The sequence below is a fragment of the uncultured Polaribacter sp. genome (assembly GCF_947497125.1).
Lineage (GTDB): Bacteria > Bacteroidota > Bacteroidia > Flavobacteriales > Flavobacteriaceae > Polaribacter.
Window position 1 is genome coordinate 129,300 of record NZ_CANMFI010000007.1, and the last position, 19,952, is coordinate 149,251.

The following is a 19,952-nucleotide window of genomic DNA, read 5'->3' on the forward strand; positions in this document are numbered from 1 at the left end:
TGAGGTTTTTTTGTAATAAAAAACATCTTATTTTAAAATAAGATGTTTTTATAGCAATTTCCCCTAATTAATGTATGAACATACATTTTAATACTACAAATATTTGCCTTTTTTTAATTGTAAACAACAGTAAAAACCTTCATTATTTTAGGGGAAAACCACCTTTTTTAGACATTGTTTACACTCTTTTAATTGTTTCATGTGAATTTAAGAATCTCTTTATCAGTAATTTAAAAATTTATAGGTTTTGATTATCAATTTATATTCCTAATATGTTTGTACATTAGTGAGTATTAATTTTAAATAAATAATTATGAAAATGTTTTTTAAAAAAACCGGTTTAGTATTTTTTATGTTCTCTATTCTATTAGCTTGTGATTCTACAGAACAAAAGAAAGAAAATTTTATTGCCAAAGAAGCTCAGAACAATTGCTACCCAAATAATGAACGACCAAAAAATGCAATTACTTATAAAGAACTTTCAGCTATGTTAGCACAGTATGAAACTCATCAAAAAGCAGTATTAAAAGATTATGTAAATAAAGAGTTTAGTTATAAGGAGGGTGACACAGAGTCTAATTGGTATTCTATAGATGAATTAAAACAATATATTGCTTATGTAGAGAGACTTTCAGAAGAAAAAGGTATTCCTTTAACGGGTATTAAAATATTTTCTGCAGCATACCCAGATAATAGTGTTGGTAAAGATCATAAAGGTAGGCAAACACTTATTTTTGCACCTACTACAACAATAGGATCTGATGACAAAGTTGCCTTTGAGCCTTTAAAATCGTCTAATAAAAACCCTGTTCCAATGTTAAAATATTTAGCAGAGTTTAATAATAAGAATAACGTTAACAAAGCTTCTTTTTTACCAAGTATTTATGTAAAAGATGAAAATAGTTCTGCTGCAAATAGAACACATATAGCGCCACCTTATTAGTATTATATATGTTTTATCTAATTTACTTAATCTCTTTTGTAACTCTTTTATTTTATTTTATATTTAAAAATAAAGTAAAAGAGTCTCAAATAATATATTTTATATGGTATTTGTTTGCCATGTTTTTTTTAGATTTTATTGCACATTTGTCAAGGGAGTTTACTGAATTTAGGTACAATGTTATTTTTTATAACATTCTAATTTTTGTTCAATATAATTTAATTCTGTTTTTTTATTACAAGGTTTTTAATAACGAAGTTGTAAAAAAATGGAATTATATTTTACTTTATTTATTTAATATTTGTTATGTTGCTTTGGCACTGTTTTACGGAATTAAATATTCTTTTTTAAATAAATATTTTGTAATTACAGATATTATAGGATCATCTTTAATAAGTATTATTTTATTATTATATCTTAGAGAGCTTTTAAATTCAGAAAAAATTTTAGATTACAAGCGGCTAATTAATTTCTGGATTACAATTGGGTTATTAGTATATTATTTAGCTTCTATACCTTTTGTATCTGTATTAAATACAATGGCTAATTTGTCTAAAGAAAATTTAGATTTTATCTATAATATTCAACATTTACTTTCTGTGTTTATGTACGCTTGTTTTATTTTAGGGTTACTATGGAATCAAAAGAAAGTCAAATAATTTTAATTGTATCAACAGTTGTAATAGTATTAATAATTATTGCCATTATTCTATTGTTTTCTGTTTTTCAGAGTAGAAAAAATAAACTTTTACTAGAAAGAGAACAATCAGAGAAAAGATTTCAAAGAACAATTGCAGAAACGCAAATTGAAATAAGAGAAGAAACTTTGCGAAATATTAGTTGGGAGTTGCATGATAATATTGGTCAGTTATTAACCTTAGCAAAAATTCAGTTACAGAATGCTACAGCAGAAAATTTTACAGAGGTTTCCAATACAATATCAAAAGGGTTAAAAGAAGTACGTTCTCTATCGAAGTTAATCAATCCAGAGGCAATAAACAACATCGACTTAAAAGAAGCAATTCAGTTAGAGATAGATAGGTTTAATAGATTAAACTTTATAAATGCTAGTTTGGTAGTTACGGGTAAAGAGCAAGAAATTAAAAGTCAGTCTAACATTATTATTTTTAGAATTTTACAAGAATTTTTTTCGAACACTATTAAACATTCAAAAGCGTCTAATTTAGATGTAACAATGTCTTTTACTAAAACTCAACTGATAATTAATGTTAAAGATGATGGTATTGGTTTTTCGATTAAAAATAAAACGTATAAGGGTATTGGTTTAGATAATATTAAAAATAGAGCAAAATTAATTGGAGCTTCTGCTATTTTTTCTTCTTCAGAAAATACAGGTACTTCTTTAAAAATAATATACAATTTATGATGAAACATTCGGTAGTTATAGTAGACGATCATACTTTATTGTCTCAGGCCATAGAGAGTATGGTAAATACGTTTGATAAGTTTAAGGTGTTGTATACTTGTAAAAATGGTAAAGAATTGATGGGTAAATTTGCAGAATCTGCTAAATTTATTCCAGATGTTGTTTTAATGGATATAAATATGCCAATCATGAATGGGATTGAAACTACAGAGTGGATTACCAAAAATTACCCAGACGTAAGTGTTATGGGGCTTTCTGTAGAAGATGAAGACAGTACTATTCTTAAAATGTTACAAGTAGGTGCTATTGGGTATTTGCTAAAAGACACCGAAAAAACAGTTTTAGAGAAAGCTTTAGTAGAAATTGTAGAAAATGGTTTTTACCACAATAAAAGTGTGACAAATTTATTATTAAAATCTATTTCAGGAAAAGCAAAACAAGAAATTACCTTTAAAGAAAGAGAACTTACTTTTATGAAATTGGCTTGTACAGAATTAACTTATAAAGAAGTAGCCGATAAAATGTGTTTAAGTCCTAAGACGATTGATGGCTATCGAGATGTTTTATTTACAAAATTAAATGTAAAAAACAGGGTTGGATTGGTAATGTATGCTATAAAAAATAAAATTTACACTCCATAAAAAAAGTGTAAATTTGCAGTATGGAAGAAACGAACAGACAACGCAAAATAGCAGGAGTATTACAGAAAGATTTAGTAGATGTTTTACAAAAAGCTGCCCAAGATGGCATGAAGGGTGTAATTATTTCTGTTTCTAAAGTTCATGTAACTTCAGATTTAGGAGTTGCAAAAGTATACTTAAGCGTTTTTCCTTCAAGCAAAAGAGAAGAATTAATTAAAGGAGTGATTTCTAATACTACTTTAATTAGGCATGAAATGGCCGCAAGAACAAAAAATCAATTACGAAGAATGCCAGAATTACTTTTTTTTGGTGATGATACTCTTGATTACATAGAAAAGATAGATAAATCTTTAAAAGGAGAAGACGAAAACCCTATTAAGAATCCGAGTGTTTTGCCAAAACGTAAAAGGAATTAATTAACCCTTTTTATTTGAACTTTTCTCTATACATAGCAAAACGGTATTTATTTGCAAAAACAACAAATAATGCCATTAATATTATTACAATTATTGCTTCTTTTGGTGTAATAGTTGGTGCATTGGCATTGTTTATTATTTTATCTGGCTTTTCTGGTTTGCGTACCTTTAGCAACAGCCTTTTAGAATCTTCAGATCCAGATATTAAAATAACTGCTACGTCTGGTAAAACATTTTTATTTACAAATAACATAGAACAAGATTTAGCAGATGCTAAGATTTTTTCTTACTCTAAAGTGATAGAAGAACGAGCGTTTTTAGCTTATAATGATAAAAATGAAATTGCTTACATAAAAGGTGTTGATGAGAACTATACGTCTATTATAAACATAGATAGTGCCTTAAATACAGGTAATTGGTTGCAGAAAGATGTTTTAAATACAGCCGTTATTGGTAGTGGAATATCAAGAAAATTATCTTTAGGTGTTTTAAGTTTTGGCGAGCCTTTGTCTATCTTAATTCCGAAAGCAGGAAAAGGTTTTTTTAATTTAAACAATGCATTTAAGAAGTTAAATGTTCAAATTGTTGGTTTGTATTCTGGTACAGAAGAATTTGAGAATAAGTATGTTTTTGTAGCACTATCAGACGCAAAAACCTTGTTAAGCTTAAAAGAAAATGAAATAACGGCCCTCGAAATTCGACTTCATAACAATTTAGATTCCGATGCTTTTGCAGAAAAATTACAATCTAAATTAGGTGTTTCTTTTAAAGTAAAAACCAAGCAACAATTAAATGCGGCCCTTTATAAAGTAATTAATACCGAAAATTTTGTTTCATATTTGATATTTACCTTAATCGTAATTATAGCCTTGTTCAATGTAATCGGTGCAATAATTATGATGATTATCGATAAAAAGCAAAATTTAAAAACCTTATTAAATCTTGGAGCAACAATTCAGGAAATTAAAAAAGTGTTTGTTTTTCAGGGGTTTTTACTAACCTTGGTAGGCATGTCAATTGGGCTACTTTTAGGAATACTATTAGTAATGCTTCAGAAACATTTTGGTTTTTTTATGATTACTCAAAACTTATCTTATCCAGTAGAATTTAGATTCTCAAATCTTTTTATTGTAATAGCTACCATTTCTATTTTAGGCTATATTGCTTCTAAAATTGCAAGTAGTAGAATTTCTAAAGAATTTATAGATAGGTAACTATTTGTTACTCTTTATAATTGCGGAATAATAGTGTTCCCAAATTTTGCTTCAACTTCATTAAAGGCATTAAAGACATCTTTTGCGTCATCTGAGGTTACCATTTTCATTCTGTACTCTTTAAAATGAGGTATTCCTTTAAAATAGTTGGTATAATGCCTTCTTGTTTCTACAACGCCTAAATGTTCTCCTTTCCAGTCGATCGCCATTTGCAAATGCCTGCGAGCCATTTCTGTTCGTTGTGCAATGGTAGGTTTTGCTAAATGTTCACCTGTTTTAAAATAGTGTTTTACTTCATTAAAAAACCACGGATACCCAATTGAAGCTCTTCCAATCATGGCGCCATCTAGGCCATATTTATCGCGCATTTCCATGGCTCTTTCAGGTGTGGTAACATCTCCGTTGCCAAAAACAGGAATGTGCATTCTTTGGTTGTTTTTAACCGCTGCAATAGGTTTCCAGTCTGCATCTCCTTTGTACATCTGTGCGCGTGTTCTACCATGTATAGATATTGCGGCACATCCTACATCTTGCAGGCGTTCTGCAACTTCAACAATTCGAATAGAATCGTGGTCCCAACCCAAACGAGTTTTTACTGTTACTGGTAAATTGGTGTGTTTTACCATCGCTTCAGTAAGTGAAACCATTAAATCGATATCTTTTAAAATACCTGCACCAGCACCTTTAGAAACTACTTTTTTAACGGGGCAACCAAAGTTGATGTCTATAATATCTGGTTTCGATTTCTCTACAATTTCAACGGTTTTAAGCATCGACTCTAAATTGGCACCAAAAATTTGAATTCCAACAGGTCTTTCTTTTTCATAAATATCTAATTTCATGACACTTTTAGCAGCATCTCTAATTAAACCTTCCGAAGAAATAAATTCTGTATACACAACATCTGCGCCATTTTCTTTACACAAAGCTCTAAACGGTGGGTCAGAAACATCTTCCATTGGAGCCAATAAAAGTGGAAATTCTGGAAGTTCTATGTTGCCTATTTTTACCAAAACTGATTATTTTTTCTGCAAATTTAGTGTTTTTTCATCCTTTAGTAAAAAAAGTTTTTATTAGTGGTTTAGAAATCATTTTTCAATATAATTATTACATTTTATTTAAAAGTTTTTATATTACACATCAAAAAAATAATTATTATGGGAGCAAAAGAAGATATTTTAAGAAAAATTAGAATTTTAATAACCAATCAGTTTGATTCACCTGAAGAAGCTTTTCAGTTTTTTGATTCAGATAAAGATGGCAGATTAAATAAATCTGAAATAAAGAAAATGTTACGAGCAGGTGAAGTAAGTGGTTTTATATCTGGTTTGGTAGCAAATGAATTGCTAAAAGGGTATGATGAAAATAGTGATGACACTATTAATTGGGAAGAATTTAAAGTAGCCATTGCAGAATTAGAAAGAGATTATTAAAAATAAATACAACAATTTTTACTTAAAAGGTACATTGTTTTTCAATGTACTTTTTTTATTTGAATAGGTTTGTAAATACCATATCTTTGCAAGCAACAAGTAGTTAGAAAACGACGTATGAAGAACATAAGAAACTTTTGCATTATCGCGCATATAGATCATGGTAAAAGTACATTGGCAGATAGATTGTTAGATTTTACAGGGTCTGTAACAAACCGTGAAAAAAAGGCACAGCTGCTAGATAATATGGATTTGGAGAGAGAGCGTGGTATTACCATAAAATCTCATGCCATACAAATGGATTATGAGTTAGATGGAGAAAAATATGTACTAAACTTAATTGATACTCCAGGTCACGTAGATTTTTCTTACGAGGTTTCTAGATCTATTGCTGCTTGTGAGGGAGCATTATTAATTGTAGATGCTGCACAAAGCATACAAGCCCAAACCATTTCTAACTTATACCTAGCTTTAGAGAACGATTTAGAAATTATACCTGTATTAAATAAAGTAGATTTACCTTCTGCAAACCCAGAAGAAGTAACCGATGATATTGTAGATTTATTAGGTTGCGAACCCGAAGATGTTATTCATGCAAGTGGAAAAACAGGTTTTGGTGTAGATAATATTCTAAAAGCAATTATAGCAAAAGTTCCTGCGCCAAAGGGAGATCCAGAGGCACCTTTAAAAGCTTTAATTTTCGATTCTGTATACAATTCATACAGAGGTATCGAAACGTATTTTAGAGTTATAGATGGTTCTATTAAAAAGAATCAGCAAATAAAATTTATGGCAACTGGCAAACAATATGGTGCAGACGAAGTAGGTACTTTAAAGTTAGAGCAAGTTGTAAAAAAAGAAGTTAAAACAGGAGATGTTGGGTACTTAATAACAGGAATTAAAACAGCAAAAGAAGTAAAAGTAGGAGATACTATTACAGATTTTGAGAATCCAACGGCTACAAAAATAGAAGGTTTTGAAGATGTAAAACCAATGGTATTTGCTGGTATTTATCCGGTAGATACTGAAGATTATGAAGAGTTGCGTAGCTCTATGGAAAAATTACAATTAAACGATGCTTCTTTGGTGTTTCAGCCAGAGAGTTCTGCCGCTTTAGGGTTTGGGTTTAGATGTGGTTTTTTAGGCATGTTGCACATGGAAATTATTCAAGAACGTTTAGAACGTGAGTTTAATATGACTGTAATAACTACGGTGCCAAACGTTTCTTATCATGCATTTACCAACAAAGAGCCTAACGAGATTGTTGTGGTAAACAACCCATCTGATCTTCCGGAGCCTTCAAAATTAAACAGAGTAGAAGAGCCGTTTATTAAAGCGTCTATCATTACAAAATCAGATTTTGTTGGGCAAGTAATGTCCCTTTGTATAGAAAAAAGAGGGCAAATTGTCAATCAAACATACTTAACCACACAAAGGGTAGAGTTGATATTTAACATGCCCTTGGCAGAAATTGTATTTGATTTTTACGACCGCTTAAAAACGGTTTCTAAAGGATATGCCTCTTTTGATTACCACCCAATTGGTTTGCAAGAATCTAAGTTGGTGCGTGTAGATATACTATTAAATGGAGATTCTGTAGATGCGCTTTCTGCACTTTTACATGCAGACAATGCTTATTCTATCGGTAAAAAAATAGTAGAAAAGTTAAAAACATTAATTCCAAGACAGCAGTTCGATATTCCTATTCAGGCAGCTATTGGTGCAAAAATTATTGCACGTGAAACCACCAAAGCGCTTCGAAAAGATGTTACCGCAAAATGTTATGGTGGAGATATTTCTAGAAAACGTAAACTGTTAGAAAAGCAGAAAAAAGGTAAGAAAAGAATGCGTCAAGTGGGTAATGTAGAAATACCGCAAGAAGCATTTATGGCGGTTTTAAAATTGAATGATTAGAAACAGCATTAAAATTTTAGAATTAAAAACCAAACATAAGATAAGAACCTTTTTAAGAAATTAAGAAGGTTTTTTTATGAGTAGCTATTTCCAGCTTTCCACTATATCTTTTTATTGAGTTCTCGATACAAATTTGCAAAAAAAAGCAAATTTACTCGAACAAAATAAAAAGGATGCCGTTGCAATCTGGGCTAAAAATTAGTCAACTTTTAATACTGTTAATTTTCGATCCATTTTCTAAAATCTGCAGTATTCGAAGAGCTTGTCATAACTTTCTCTTTGTAGTTTTTTATAGAAAGTAACAATCTATTTTTAAAATGAGATTCTATTTTTTCTATACAATCAATGTTTACAATTTCACTTCTATTGATTTTAAAAAAAAGTTTTGGGTTTAATTGAGAGAAAGTGGTTCCTAAATTTTGAGAAATTGTGTGGCGTTTACCAAAATTGTCTATTACCAAACAAAAATCTCCTGAGGCAGAAATTAGTGCTATATCCTCTGTATTTAATAACTGTATGCCTGTAGTTTTTTTAATTACAAAACGCTTTTTGTAGATATTGTTTTCTTCTTTCAGTGCAGATTTTAATGCATTAATTGTTGTTTTGTCTAAAGCATTATAATCAGTTTTATTAAATAAAGATTGATGTTTTTCTAAAGCTTTATTAAAATCGTCTTGCGAGTATGGTTTTAAAATGTATGCAATTCCGTTTGTATTAAATGCCTCAAATAAATATTCATCATGAGCAGAGCAAAAAATAATAGGACAGTTTATTTCACTTTCATTAAATATATCAAAAGAAAGGCCATCTAAAAGCTGAATGTCAGATACTATAAAATCGTATTTATTTTCTTTTAATAATTTTTTACCATCAGCAATACTTCTTGCCCAATCGCTGGTAATTTTTATATCAAAAAAAAGATCCAAACATTTTTGCAGTTTTTGATAGGCTGGTATTTCGTCTTCTAAAATTAAGATATGCATTGTTTATTTCATTTTTTTATTCAGGTGTCATTTTAAACATAGTGAAAAGTAATGTAAGACAACTAACTGTTAAATACTCTTGTTGTGATTTCTCTTAAAATCGAAAAGTCAAAACGATACTTTTAAAATAACAATTTATTCGCGTTTGAGTGTCATTTCGAACAAAGTGAGAAATCACATAAGGCAACTAACCCTTAAATACTCTTGTTGTAATTTCTTTTAAATTAATAAAATTATTCGCTTAAATTAATAATTGGTATTAGAACTTCAAACTTTACATCCATGTTATGTATTTGTATTTTTTTGTCCGAAAGCAATTGATAGCGTGTTGTTAAATTTTCTAGACCTGTGCCAAAAGATTCTTCATTTATTTTTACAGACGATTTAGAATTGGTAATCATTAACCACCCGTCATTAATTGAAATGTTTGTTATAATTGGTTTTTTCCCATCAGATTTATTGTGTTTTACAACGTTTTCTAATAATGACTGAATTGCGCCTGTTGGCACAAATTTATCTTTTAAAGAAATATGTTCTTCGATCGTAAATTCATAATCATCCTCAAAACGAGTTTTTATTAAGAAAATATAGTTTTTAGCAAATTCAATTTCACTAGCAAGCTCCATTACTTCAGCATCTTTAGTCTTTATCAAATATCTGTAAATTAAAGAGAGTTTGTTAATATATTCTTTTGCTTTAATTGGATTGCTATCTATTAGGCTATCTAGGGTGTTTAAATTATTAAACAGAAAATGAGGATCAATTTGTGAGCGTAATAATTTTAATTCGTTTTCTTTTTGTTGGTTTTGTATTGTGGTTAATTCTTGTTGTCCTTCATAGAATTTTTTTATTAATAAAATTCCTAGTGGAAAACTTGCCATATCAACGGCATTATATAATCCGTCAATAAAATAAGCAACCATATTAGAAATTGAACTTAAATTTTTTCCGGCAGTAAACCGACCAATTACATTATCTAGAGTGCCTAAAAAAGTTAATAAGATTAAACTTGATAAAAAGAATAAAAAGTAATTTTTTCTATCAACCAAAAAAGTAGGTACCAATTTTTGAATAAATATTAAAATAATTACAATTGATAAAAATGTTGACGTTGGGAAATCTACAAGATATTCTATAAGCTTATTCCCTTCTTTATAATAATCAAAACATCCTAAAATAATTGTTGTTCCAAAAACTACGGCTAAAATAATCCAGTCAGATTTATTTAATTTGGTGTTCATCTGTTTACAAACGTATTAATTACCATCATTAATTCTGTTTTCTTCGTCATTATTTCTATTTCTACTCGATTTTTTCTTGCCGAATTTAGATCCAAAACTATATACCAATCTAAGTTGTATGTTTTGTCTAGACTCATTACTTTCTACATCAGCTATTCCGTTTCCATAGTCAATATGCCCCACAAAACCTCTATTTAGCATTTTATTGAAGCCTAAATTTACTTTTAATTTATCATCTAAAAACTTTTTGCCAAAAGAAAAATCTAATTCTGCAAACCAATCTACATCAATTTGTCCTTCTAAAGCACCTGTTCCATAATTTCCGCTTAGTTCAAAATTAACATCCCAAGGGAGTTGGTAACTAGCTTGTAAAAACCAAATAAGGTTCCATTTGTTTAAATCTACATTAAAAGTAGAAGATTCAAAATCTGTATTGGTTACAATAATACCTGTGTAACCTTCTAAACCTTTGGTGAAATTTACGGGTGCAAATAACCTAAAATTCCAATTTGCACTATTTTCTACGTTTACAACTTGCTGTCTAATTTGTGCAGTGGTGTTGTTTTGAGAAATCAGTTCAAAAATCTCATCGTCTGTTTTGCTATAACCAATTGTAAAAAATGGTTGTCCTTCATAGGTTAGGTTAAATTGATAATTGTTAGTAAAAGAAGGTGTTAAACTTGGGTTTCCTTCGCTTGCAGAAAAAGGATCTAAAAAGGTAGCAAAAGCATTTAAACTATTGTAAGAAGGTCTTTGTATTCTATAACTATAAGAAACACTTGCACCTAAAACATCGGTTAATTTTCTGCTAACAGATGCACTTGGAAATATTTTTTGAATCGGTCTTTTTTGAATTTCTGTGGTTAAATTCCCTTCTTTTAAAAAAGTAGAAGTTCCGTCTGTATTGCTATCTTCAAAACGCATACCGCCAGAAAAAGACCATTTGCCCAATTTTGCATTTATTTTAGAGTACAGTGCAAAAATGGTTTCGTCTATTACAAAACGACTGCTTTCTGCATTAATTTTACTAAAATTAGCACCATTTTCTATAAGTGCCTCTAAATCATTATCAGTATTTACATCTGCAAATCTAGAGCCTGCACTTATTTTAAAATTATCTGAAAACGTTTTGGTATAATCTAATCTATAGGTTTTAATGGTATAGGTGCCTTTTTGTATGTAGCGTCTGTCTGTAAAATTTATAGTACTACCAATAACATCATACAATGTATTGGTATTGTTGTTCGTAAAATCTACATAATTAAAATCTAAAACTAATTTATCGGTTGCTGTCTTGTATTCGTAATATGGATTTATATTAAAAGTAATTCTATCTCTATCGAAATAATTTTCAGAAAAAAGGGTGTTTGTGGTATTTGAGTTAGAAATAATAGTTTCACTTCTTGCTGTTCTTGTAGATTTTCTAGTATTTAACCTACTGCCAATTCCTATAGATTGATTTTCTGTTAAGTAATAATCTATATTACCAGCTATGGTAAAGTTTTCAGGGTCATAAGGTTCTCTGGTAGCTTGGTCATAGGTTTCGTTGCCAACAGTTCTTACTAAAAATAAATCTTCTCTAAAGGTTGGTCTAGAATAATTTACACTTGTTTGCCAGTTTAACTTGTTTTTATAACTAGCAATAGAAAAACCGGTACCATATTCTACACCTTCATCTTCACCAACCCAAGCATTTGTGCTTCCATGAGTGCCTAATCTTACATTTTTCTTTAAAATAATATTAATAATTGCACCAGAACCAGAAGCTTGGTATTCTGCACCAGGTTGTTCTATTACTTCTATTTTAGCAATATTATCTGCCGGAAAGTCTCTTAATAAAGTATCTACATCCATATATTCTGTGGTTTTACCATTTATTAAAATGGTAACGCCACCTTTACCTGCAATAGAAATTCCGTTATTGGTTACTAAAACTCCAGGAACTTTTCGCATTACATCTTGTAGGTTTGTATTTATCATTTCAGAATTTGCCAGATCTACAACTAGTTTTTCTGCAGTTTGTTTAATAATGGGTCTTGTACTTTTTATAACCACTTCGTCTAAACTGGTACTTTGCTCTTTTAAAGTAATGTTAAAGGTTTTATTAGTATTTAAATCAAAGGCAGCAATTTTTTGAGTTTCAAAACCTAGACTAGAAACTTCTAACCTGTATTTTCCAGATTCAATATTTTTAAGTTGATAAAAGCCATTATCATCAGAAACGGTTCCTTTTGGTGTTTGTGCTGCATTAATTTTATACAAAATGATGTTTATAAATGGTAAAGCATTGTTTTTAGTGTCTTTAACATACCCAGAAATGGTGTGTTGTTGAGAAAATGTTGTAAAACATCCAAAGAAAAAAAGAAAAAGTAGTTTGGTAAAAAGTTTCATTTTGGTTTCTAGTGTTATTTAGGTATCAAAACTATTTATTTTGTAGAAGTTTACATAAAGAAATCTGCCCAATTGGGATAAATTACCGACCAACTGTTTTGTTTTAATAAAAAATGCTTCGAATAAATCGAAGCATTTTGTCCTTTAAATAAAGTTATGTAAATCTTAGTCTCTACTAGCCATTAACTTTAAAACCCAATAAGCTAACATTGCTAAAGAACCTAAAGCAGCTACCAAATAGGTTCTGGCAGCCCATTTTAATGCGTCTTTAGAGCCTACAAATTCTTCTCTATTAACAATATTCTTGTTTTTTAGCCAAGCTAAAGCTCTATTACTTGCGTCATATTCTACAGGTAAAGTAATAAAACTAAACAACGTTGCCATACCCATTAATACTACACCGGCTAATAAAACCCAATACCCCAAACTAGATGCGGCACCTAAAATTAAACCTCCCATAACCAAATATTGTGAAAATTTAGAAGATACATTTACCATAGGTACCAATTGAGAACGCATTGTTAACCATTTGTACGCTTGCGCATGTTGCACAGCATGACCAACTTCATGTGCTGCAACAGCGGCAGAAGCAGCATTTCTTTGGTTGTAAACAGCCTCACTTAAATTTACAGTTTTATTCTGTGGGTTGTAATGATCTGTAAGTTGTCCTGGTGTAGAAATTACTTTTACATCAAAAATACCGTTGTCTGCTAACATTTTTTCTGCAATTTCTGCACCAGACATTCCGTTTTTTAACTGAATTTTCGAATATTTTTTAAACTTTCTTTTTAAAGTATTGCTAGCTAACCAGCTAAAAAGAGAAATAACACCAATAATAATATAGTATTCCATGCCAATCATCATAATTTATGCTTTTTAAATTTTTGTTTCGTTTTTGTTTGATAAATTTACAACATAAAGTATTCCAAATTATATTTACAGACAAAAAATTGACAAAATGACAACAAAGCCTAACATATTATTGATTTATACTGGTGGTACCATAGGAATGGTAAAAGATTATAAAACAAATGCTTTAAAGGCTTTCGATTTTAGTCAGATTGTAAATAAAATTCCAGAATTACAACAGTTAAATTGTACAATAGAGAGTATTTCTTTTGATGCGCCAATAGATTCATCAAACATGAATACTAATTACTACCTTACTATTGCCGAAATTATTGAAGACAATTACAATGCATACGATGGTTTTGTTGTTTTAACAGGTTCAGACACCATGTCATTTACAGCCTCTGCCATTAGCTTTATGTTAGAAAATTTACAAAAGCCTGTTATTTTTACAGGATCTCAATTGCCAATAGGAGATTTAAGAACCGATGCTAAAGAAAATTTAATTACCTCTATAGAAATAGCTTGTGCATATAAAAATGGTAGCCCAATTATTAAAGAAGTTGGTCTTTATTTCGAGTATAAATTATATAGAGCCAACAGAACTACTAAAATAAGTTCTGAACAGTTTGAAGCTTTTGCTTCTTTAAATTTTCCGCCATTAGCAGAAAGTGGGGTGCATCTTAAATTTAATGAGCACTTGGTGCATCACCCAAAAGATGACAATAAAAAATTAATAGTTAGAAAGAAATTAGTAACCGATGTAGTTATTTTAAAGTTGTTTCCGGGCATTTCAAATGAAGTTGTAGCAAGTATTTTAGCTATTTCTAATTTAAAGGGAGTTATCTTAGAGACCTATGGTTCTGGTAATGCGCCAAACGCTAAACCATTTATAAAGCTTTTAAAAGCAGCGATTGATAAAGGAATTAAAATAGTAAATGTTACCCAATGTAAAAGTGGTAGTGTGCTTATGGGGCATTATGATACCAGTTTGTTACTAAAAGAAATAGGGGTTATAAATGGCCTAGACATAACCACAGAGTCTGCTATTGCTAAACTAATGTATCTTTTAAATGAACCCCTTTCTTTAGAAGATTTTACTCATTTTTTCGAAAAACCATTGCGAGGAGAAATGACTCTTAAATAGTTTTGTTTTAATTTTTTAGAAAAAAAAGTACTTTAAATCGTTAAATAGATTCATTTTTTTTTTCAATGCTCAATATTTTTTTGTTACTTGCCGTACTCTTAAGTAAAATGTTTTAAGAAGCTTTAAGTTGATGAACAAATAAAGCAGATTAAATTTTATTTATTTAAGTTAAAATTAGAACTTTAACCCGTTAACAATTAAAATTAATTATAACAAAGATGAAAAAAGTAGTAAATGTCTTATCTGTAACAGGATTTATGTTTTTTGGAGCTATTCAATCAACTTTCGCACAAGAAGCAGTCGAAGAATCAAGAACTTTTCACCAAGAATTAAAACAACGTTTTATTGAAGGTGATCCAGGATTTATGGGAATTGTATTAGTAGCCTTAATTTTAGGTTTAGCAATTGCAATTGAAAGAATTATTTATTTAAACATGGCAACAAGCAATACTAAGAAATTAGTTGCAAGTGTAGATGAGGCCTTAAGTTCTGGTGGTGTAGAAGCTGCTAAAGAAGTTTGTAGAAACTCGAAAGGACCTGTTGCATCTATTTTTTACCAAGGTTTAGATAGAGTAGATGAAGGTGTAGAAGCAGCAGAAAAAGCAGTTGTTTCTTACGGTGGAGTTCAAATGGGACTTTTAGAGAAAAACGTTTCTTGGTTGTCTTTATTTATCGCATTAGCGCCAATGCTTGGGTTTATGGGTACTGTAATTGGTATGATTCAGGCCTTTGATATGATTGCTGTAGCAAATGATATTTCTCCAGGAGTTGTAGCCGTTGGTATTAAAGTAGCACTTTTAACAACAGTATTTGGTTTAATTGTTGCAATTATCTTACAAATCTTTTATAATTACATCGTGTCTAAAATTGACAGTATTGTAAACAGTATGGAAGATGCATCTATTCAATTAATAGATTTGTTAGTAAAATATAAAAAATAAGATATATTATGAAGAATAATTTATCAAAAATATTAAGCATATTTATTGCTGTAGTGGCTTTAATTGGTGCTTTCCTATTTGTCAGAATTTTCATGACAGATAGTAACGATGTAGAGGCATTAAGTAGTTCTGTAGGAAGCATAGTTTCTTTTTCTACAATTTTACTTTATTTTGCTGTAGGAGCTACCATAGTACTTTCTTTAATTGGGCTTTTTAGAAACCCAGATAATTTAAAGAAAACATTATTAGGTATTGCTGTATTGGCTGTTGTATTAGTATTTGCTTACTTTTTAGCAGATAGTAACGCTGTTTTAGACACACAAGGAAAAGTTCTTGAAGGTGGCGAGGCAGGTTCGGCAACAAACCAATGGGTAGGAACAGGAATATGGTATAGCATTGCCTTAGGGTTTGTAGCTAGCATGTTTTTTGTATACGATTTAGTAAAAGGATTAATAAAATCATAATAATATGGCAAGAAGAGAGAATCCAGAAATTAATGCAGGTTCTATGGCAGATATTGCCTTCTTGCTGTTAATCTTTTTCTTAGTAACAACTACAATGAATGTAGATTCAGGAGTTTCTAAAAAGCTTTCTGAAAAACCACCAGCAGATTATGTGCCACCTGTAATTAAAGAGAAAAACATCTTTGAGGTTAACATTAATAGAAATAATGAGCTTTTAGTTGAAGGCGACAGAATGGAAATTAAAGACCTAAAAGAAGCTGCTATCAAATTTATTGATAACGGTGGAGGTGAAGGTAAGGTAGAAAATGGTGTTGCTACAGGACCATGTACGTATTGTAACGGAGAAAAAAGTGAGACATCATCAGATCATCCAAATAAAGCAATTATTTCGGTGCAAAGTGATCGATTAACAGAATATGGAACGTATCTAACAGTTCAAGATCAATTGTTAAGAGCTTATTCTGAGTTAAGAAATAGGTTGAGTATTAAAATGTACAAAATGCCTTTTGCAGAACTTGAAGAAGCGTATAAAGATGACAAGGATAACGAATCATTAAAGAAAAAAGTTGAGCTTATCAAAACAAGTTATCCTCAAATTATTTCGGATGCAGAACCTACAAATTAATTTAAAAAATTAACAGTATGTCTAAATTTAGAAAAAAGAAAAAAGGAATTCCAGCAGTAAACACTGCCGCTTTGCCTGATATCGTTTTTATGTTATTGTTCTTTTTCATGGTTACTACTACCATGAGAGAAACATCTTTACAGATTGATGCACCAAGATTACCTTCTGCATCTGAAGTAAAAAAATTAGAACATAAAAGTTTGGTAACAACCATATATGTTGGTAAGGCCAAAGAAGCAAAATTTGGAACAAGTTTTAATAGAATTCAGTTGAATGACAAAATTGCCTCGGCAGACGATGTTCCTGCATTTATTATTAATGCAAGATCTAAAGTTTCTGAAGCAGAGGTGCCTTTTATGACAACATCTATAAAAGCAGATAAAGAATCTAGCGTTGGTACAATTACAGATATTAGATTAAAACTAAGAGATGTAAATGCACTAAAAATTAGTTATTCTGCCTCTAAAACATCAGATTAATTTCTTTTTTTCAAAATAAAAAAAAGGGTAATTCTTAGAATTATCCTTTTTTTGTGCTTAATTTTAACCAACTATACAATTATTATAATATTTAGAAATGAAAGCAATCTCAATTTCTTTTTTGTTCTTCTTTATATCTGTTAGTATTTTAGCCCAAAAAGATACTTTGCAGTTAGGAGATCGTTATGCAGAAGATCAAATTTATGCAACCATTTCTTATGCTCAATTTTTTAACCAGCCAACAACAATTTTTAAAAGTAATTTTTCTTACGGACTGTCTGCAGGTTATTTAAAAGATATTAGTTTAAATAAAAAGGGTACGATTGCTATGGCAATTGGTTTTGGTTATGGTTTTGATTATTTTAATCATAAACTAACGGTACAAGAAGTGAATAGTACAACCCTTTTTTCTGATCAAACTGGTAACGAGAGTAATATATTTACTTCTCAAAATTTAGAGTTGCCCTTTGAGCTTCGTTGGAGAACATCTAACGCTACCAAATATGACTTTTGGAGAATATACGCAGGTATCAAATTTTTATACAACCTATCTAATAATTTTAAGTTTATAGATACTAATAATTCTGTTTTTAATTCATCGAATGTTAGTAGTTATAACAAATTACAATATGGGTTAACATTGTCTACGGGTTATGATGAGTTTAATTTTCATATATTCTACGGTTTGTCTCCTGTGTTTAAAGACAGTACCCTTAACGGTGAAAATATTAACACTAAAATATTAAAAGTCGGACTTGTTTTTTACCTTCTATAAGAGAAAATAGCAGCATATTGGGCTACTAAAACCTATTAAAAAACCCAAATACACTTCTTTAGGTGTATGTGCTTTTAAATGCAGTCTTGCACTTGCAACAATGCCTGATAGTAGTATTAAAGTAATAATTAGCACGTTTAAATTGGTATTGTAAATTGAAGTTAACACACAAAAGAAGCCAACAGAAACACCCATAGAAAGTAAGTGAATACTTGTTTTTATCTTCCAGAAGAACAAGATATAAATGAGTATCAATCCTAGAGTTGTTGCATAAAAAAGCATGCTAAAATCATATAAATAATCAATTTTAGATAAGGTATTTCCTAAAATATAGAAGAGTAAAATCATTATTGCTAATGGTTTTTTTCGTTCTTTAATTTCTGTGGCATTAAAAGACTTAATAAGCTTAAGTTCTTTAAAAAGTATTAATATAATTAAAGGAATTATGTAAGTAGTTAAAAAAATTAAACCTAAAATGGATAGTTTTTGTTGGCTACTAAAATAGTTAGGTATTGCTGTTAAATAAGCTAAAACACTAATTGTTGGTATTACAATTGGATGAAACAGTACTGATATTAAATTGTATAGTTTCACTACATTTCTTTTCTTAAACGAGCAACAGGTAAGTCTAATTGTTCTCTATATTTTGCAACTGTTCTTCTGGCAATCGGATACCCTTTTTCTTTTAAAATTACTGCCAATTTTTCATCAGTCAGTGGTTTTTTCTTATTTTCTTCTTCTATAACTGTTTCTAAAATTTTCTTTATTTCTTTAGTAGAAACATCTTCACCTTGGTCATTTTTCATCGATTCAGAAAAGAATTCTTTTATCAATTTTGTGCCATAAGGGGTAGATACGTATTTACTATTTGCTACTCTAGATACCGTAGAAATATCCATGTTTATTTTATCGGCAATGTCTTTTAAGATCATTGGCTTTAATTTTCGCTCATCTCCACTTAAAAAGTAGTCATATTGATAATGCATAATGGTATTCATGGTTACCAAAAGAGTTTGCTGTCTTTGTTTGATAGCATCGATAAACCATTTAGCAGCATCTAATTTTTGTTTGATAAAGAATACCGTATCTTTTTGAGATTTGCTTTTTACGGTTGCTTCTTGATACCCTTTAAGCATATTATTGTATTCTCTAGAGATATGCAGTTCTGGAGCGTTTCTATTGTTTAATACCAAGTCTAATTCACCATCAATTAGTTTAATTGAAAAGTCTGGTACAATCTGTTCTGCTATTTTATTATTACCCGCATAAGAACTACCAGGCTTAGGATTAAGCTTTGATATTTCTGTATTTACTTCTTTAAGCTGCTCTTCAGAAATATGAAATTTTTCTTGTAATTTTTTGTAGTGCTTTTTCACAAAATGATCAAAAGCATTCTCTAAAATATCAATAGCAAGCGTTCTTGTTATAGTCTTTTCTTTTCTTTTTAACTGTATTATAAGACACTCTTTTAAGTCTCTAGCACCAACACCAATTGGGTCTAAAGTATGAATTACTTTTTTTAGAATACCAATTACTTTCTCTTCAGTTGTAAATACATTTGCAGTAAAAGCTAAGTCATCTACTAGGTCTATAATTTCTCTTCTGATGTAACCACTATCATCGATACTACCAACTAAAAATTCAGCAATTACAAGTTCATCGTCTTTAAAACTATAGGTATTTAATTGATTTTTTAAGGATTGATGAAAACTTGTTCCGGCTGCATAAGGCATGCTTTTTTCATCATCATCAGCTGCATAATTATTAGCTTGTGTCTTGTAGCTGGGTATTTCATCATCACTCAAATACTCATCAATATTAATATCTTCAGCTTCTATTTTCTCGGTACCAGTTTCATCAAACTCATTAGACAAATCGTCATCAACAGTATTTGCGTCATCTTTACCAGTTTCTAAAGCAGGATTTTCTTCAATTTCTTGTTTTATACGTTCTTCAAAAGCTTGGGTAGGCAATTGTATTAACTTCATCAACTGTATTTGTTGTGGAGATAATTTTTGTAAAAGTTTATATTGTAAGCTCTGTTTTAACATATATACTTTCTTAAATCAATGTAAAGACTTTTGTTTTTTGGTTGAAAAAAATACTACT

General features: G+C 29.9%; 21 protein-coding genes. 14 read left to right on the plus strand and 7 right to left on the minus strand.

The annotated features are described in order from the left end of the window. Positions 1-313 precede the first annotated feature (313 nt). The 6 genes from Q0678_RS11005 (at position 314) to Q0678_RS11030 (ending at position 4,601) form a co-directional block, all read left to right on the plus strand. Positions 314-943 (plus strand): hypothetical protein, encoded by a 630-nt coding sequence (locus Q0678_RS11005; RefSeq protein WP_299057816.1) that lies wholly within the window; start codon positions 314-316, stop codon positions 941-943. 314 nt (positions 944-1,257) lie between these two features. Beyond that, complete coding sequence (locus Q0678_RS11010; RefSeq protein WP_299057818.1) at positions 1,258-1,602, plus strand: hypothetical protein; 345 nt, start codon at positions 1,258-1,260, stop codon at positions 1,600-1,602. Further along, positions 1,578-2,330, plus strand: coding sequence for an ATP-binding protein (locus Q0678_RS11015; protein WP_299057820.1), 753 nt, complete (start codon positions 1,578-1,580; stop codon positions 2,328-2,330). The genes Q0678_RS11010 and Q0678_RS11015 overlap by 25 nt, the downstream gene beginning before the upstream one ends. Beyond that, the gene (locus Q0678_RS11020) at positions 2,327-2,971 is read left to right on the plus strand and encodes a response regulator transcription factor (RefSeq protein ID WP_299057822.1); all 645 of its coding nucleotides are present in this window, start codon (positions 2,327-2,329) and stop codon (positions 2,969-2,971) included. The genes Q0678_RS11015 and Q0678_RS11020 overlap by 4 nt, the downstream gene beginning before the upstream one ends. A gap of 20 nt (positions 2,972-2,991) precedes the next feature. Next, positions 2,992-3,387, plus strand: a complete 396-nt coding sequence (rbfA, locus tag Q0678_RS11025; RefSeq protein ID WP_299057824.1) for a 30S ribosome-binding factor RbfA — start codon at positions 2,992-2,994, stop codon at positions 3,385-3,387. 14 nt (positions 3,388-3,401) lie between these two features. Further along, positions 3,402-4,601: an FtsX-like permease family protein gene (locus Q0678_RS11030; protein WP_299057825.1), complete on the plus strand. Its 1,200-nt coding sequence runs from the start codon at positions 3,402-3,404 to the stop codon at positions 4,599-4,601. A 14-nt stretch (positions 4,602-4,615) separates the two neighbouring features. Here the strand turns inward: Q0678_RS11030 and dusB are convergent, their stop codons facing one another. Further along, entirely contained in the window at positions 4,616-5,614 is a 999-nt protein-coding gene (dusB, locus tag Q0678_RS11035; protein WP_299057826.1) for a tRNA dihydrouridine synthase DusB, read from the minus strand. A 144-nt stretch (positions 5,615-5,758) separates the two neighbouring features. Here dusB and Q0678_RS11040 point away from each other — a divergent pair, with 144 nt between their 5' ends. Both Q0678_RS11040 and lepA read left to right on the plus strand, forming a co-directional pair. Further along, entirely contained in the window at positions 5,759-6,034 is a 276-nt protein-coding gene (locus Q0678_RS11040; protein WP_299057828.1) for an EF-hand domain-containing protein, read from the plus strand. 117 nt (positions 6,035-6,151) lie between these two features. Next, a complete protein-coding gene (gene lepA, locus Q0678_RS11045; protein ID WP_299057830.1) occupies positions 6,152-7,948 on the plus strand; it encodes a translation elongation factor 4 in 1,797 nt (598 codons plus the stop codon). 218 nt (positions 7,949-8,166) lie between these two features. Here the strand turns inward: lepA and Q0678_RS11050 are convergent, their stop codons facing one another. The 4 genes from Q0678_RS11050 to Q0678_RS11065 all read right to left on the minus strand — a co-directional run bounded on the left by Q0678_RS11050 (position 8,167) and on the right by Q0678_RS11065 (position 13,424). Beyond that, positions 8,167-8,931, minus strand: a complete 765-nt coding sequence (locus Q0678_RS11050) for a LytTR family DNA-binding domain-containing protein (RefSeq protein WP_299057832.1) — start codon at positions 8,929-8,931, stop codon at positions 8,167-8,169. 233 nt (positions 8,932-9,164) lie between these two features. Continuing rightward, positions 9,165-10,172, minus strand: a complete 1,008-nt coding sequence (locus Q0678_RS11055) for a sensor histidine kinase (RefSeq protein ID WP_299057834.1) — start codon at positions 10,170-10,172, stop codon at positions 9,165-9,167. Between the two features lie 15 nt (positions 10,173-10,187). Further along, a complete protein-coding gene (locus Q0678_RS11060; protein WP_299057836.1) occupies positions 10,188-12,563 on the minus strand; it encodes an outer membrane beta-barrel protein in 2,376 nt (791 codons plus the stop codon). 165 nt (positions 12,564-12,728) lie between these two features. Next, positions 12,729-13,424 (minus strand): zinc metallopeptidase, encoded by a 696-nt coding sequence (locus Q0678_RS11065; protein ID WP_299057917.1) that lies wholly within the window; start codon positions 13,422-13,424, stop codon positions 12,729-12,731. Between the two features lie 97 nt (positions 13,425-13,521). Between Q0678_RS11065 and Q0678_RS11070 the strand changes: the two genes are divergently transcribed. The 6 genes from Q0678_RS11070 (at position 13,522) to Q0678_RS11095 (ending at position 17,843) form a co-directional block, all read left to right on the plus strand. Next, on the plus strand, positions 13,522-14,559 hold the full coding sequence (locus Q0678_RS11070) for an asparaginase (protein WP_299057838.1): 1,038 nt from the start codon (positions 13,522-13,524) through the stop codon (positions 14,557-14,559). A 218-nt stretch (positions 14,560-14,777) separates the two neighbouring features. Further along, positions 14,778-15,500, plus strand: a complete 723-nt coding sequence (locus Q0678_RS11075; RefSeq protein WP_299057840.1) for a MotA/TolQ/ExbB proton channel family protein — start codon at positions 14,778-14,780, stop codon at positions 15,498-15,500. An 8-nt stretch (positions 15,501-15,508) separates the two neighbouring features. After that, positions 15,509-15,964 (plus strand): hypothetical protein, encoded by a 456-nt coding sequence (locus Q0678_RS11080; RefSeq protein ID WP_299057842.1) that lies wholly within the window; start codon positions 15,509-15,511, stop codon positions 15,962-15,964. Between the two features lie 4 nt (positions 15,965-15,968). Next, positions 15,969-16,589 carry a biopolymer transporter ExbD gene (locus Q0678_RS11085; RefSeq protein ID WP_299057844.1) on the plus strand — a complete coding sequence of 207 codons (621 nt, stop codon included), beginning with the start codon at positions 15,969-15,971 and terminating at the stop codon, positions 16,587-16,589. A gap of 17 nt (positions 16,590-16,606) precedes the next feature. Then, positions 16,607-17,068: a biopolymer transporter ExbD gene (locus tag Q0678_RS11090; protein WP_299057846.1), complete on the plus strand. Its 462-nt coding sequence runs from the start codon at positions 16,607-16,609 to the stop codon at positions 17,066-17,068. Positions 17,069-17,165: 97 nt separating this feature from the next. After that, entirely contained in the window at positions 17,166-17,843 is a 678-nt protein-coding gene (locus tag Q0678_RS11095; RefSeq protein WP_299057848.1) for a porin family protein, read from the plus strand. Here the strand turns inward: Q0678_RS11095 and Q0678_RS11100 are convergent. Beyond that, positions 17,838-18,437: a hypothetical protein gene (locus Q0678_RS11100; RefSeq protein WP_299057850.1), complete on the minus strand. Its 600-nt coding sequence runs from the start codon at positions 18,435-18,437 to the stop codon at positions 17,838-17,840. The two genes, Q0678_RS11095 and Q0678_RS11100, sit on opposite strands and share 6 nt — an antisense overlap. Continuing rightward, the gene (rpoN, locus tag Q0678_RS11105; RefSeq protein ID WP_299057852.1) at positions 18,437-19,894 is read right to left on the minus strand and encodes an RNA polymerase factor sigma-54; all 1,458 of its coding nucleotides are present in this window, start codon (positions 19,892-19,894) and stop codon (positions 18,437-18,439) included. The genes Q0678_RS11100 and rpoN overlap by 1 nt, the downstream gene beginning before the upstream one ends. Between the last annotated feature and the right edge of the window lie 58 nt (positions 19,895-19,952).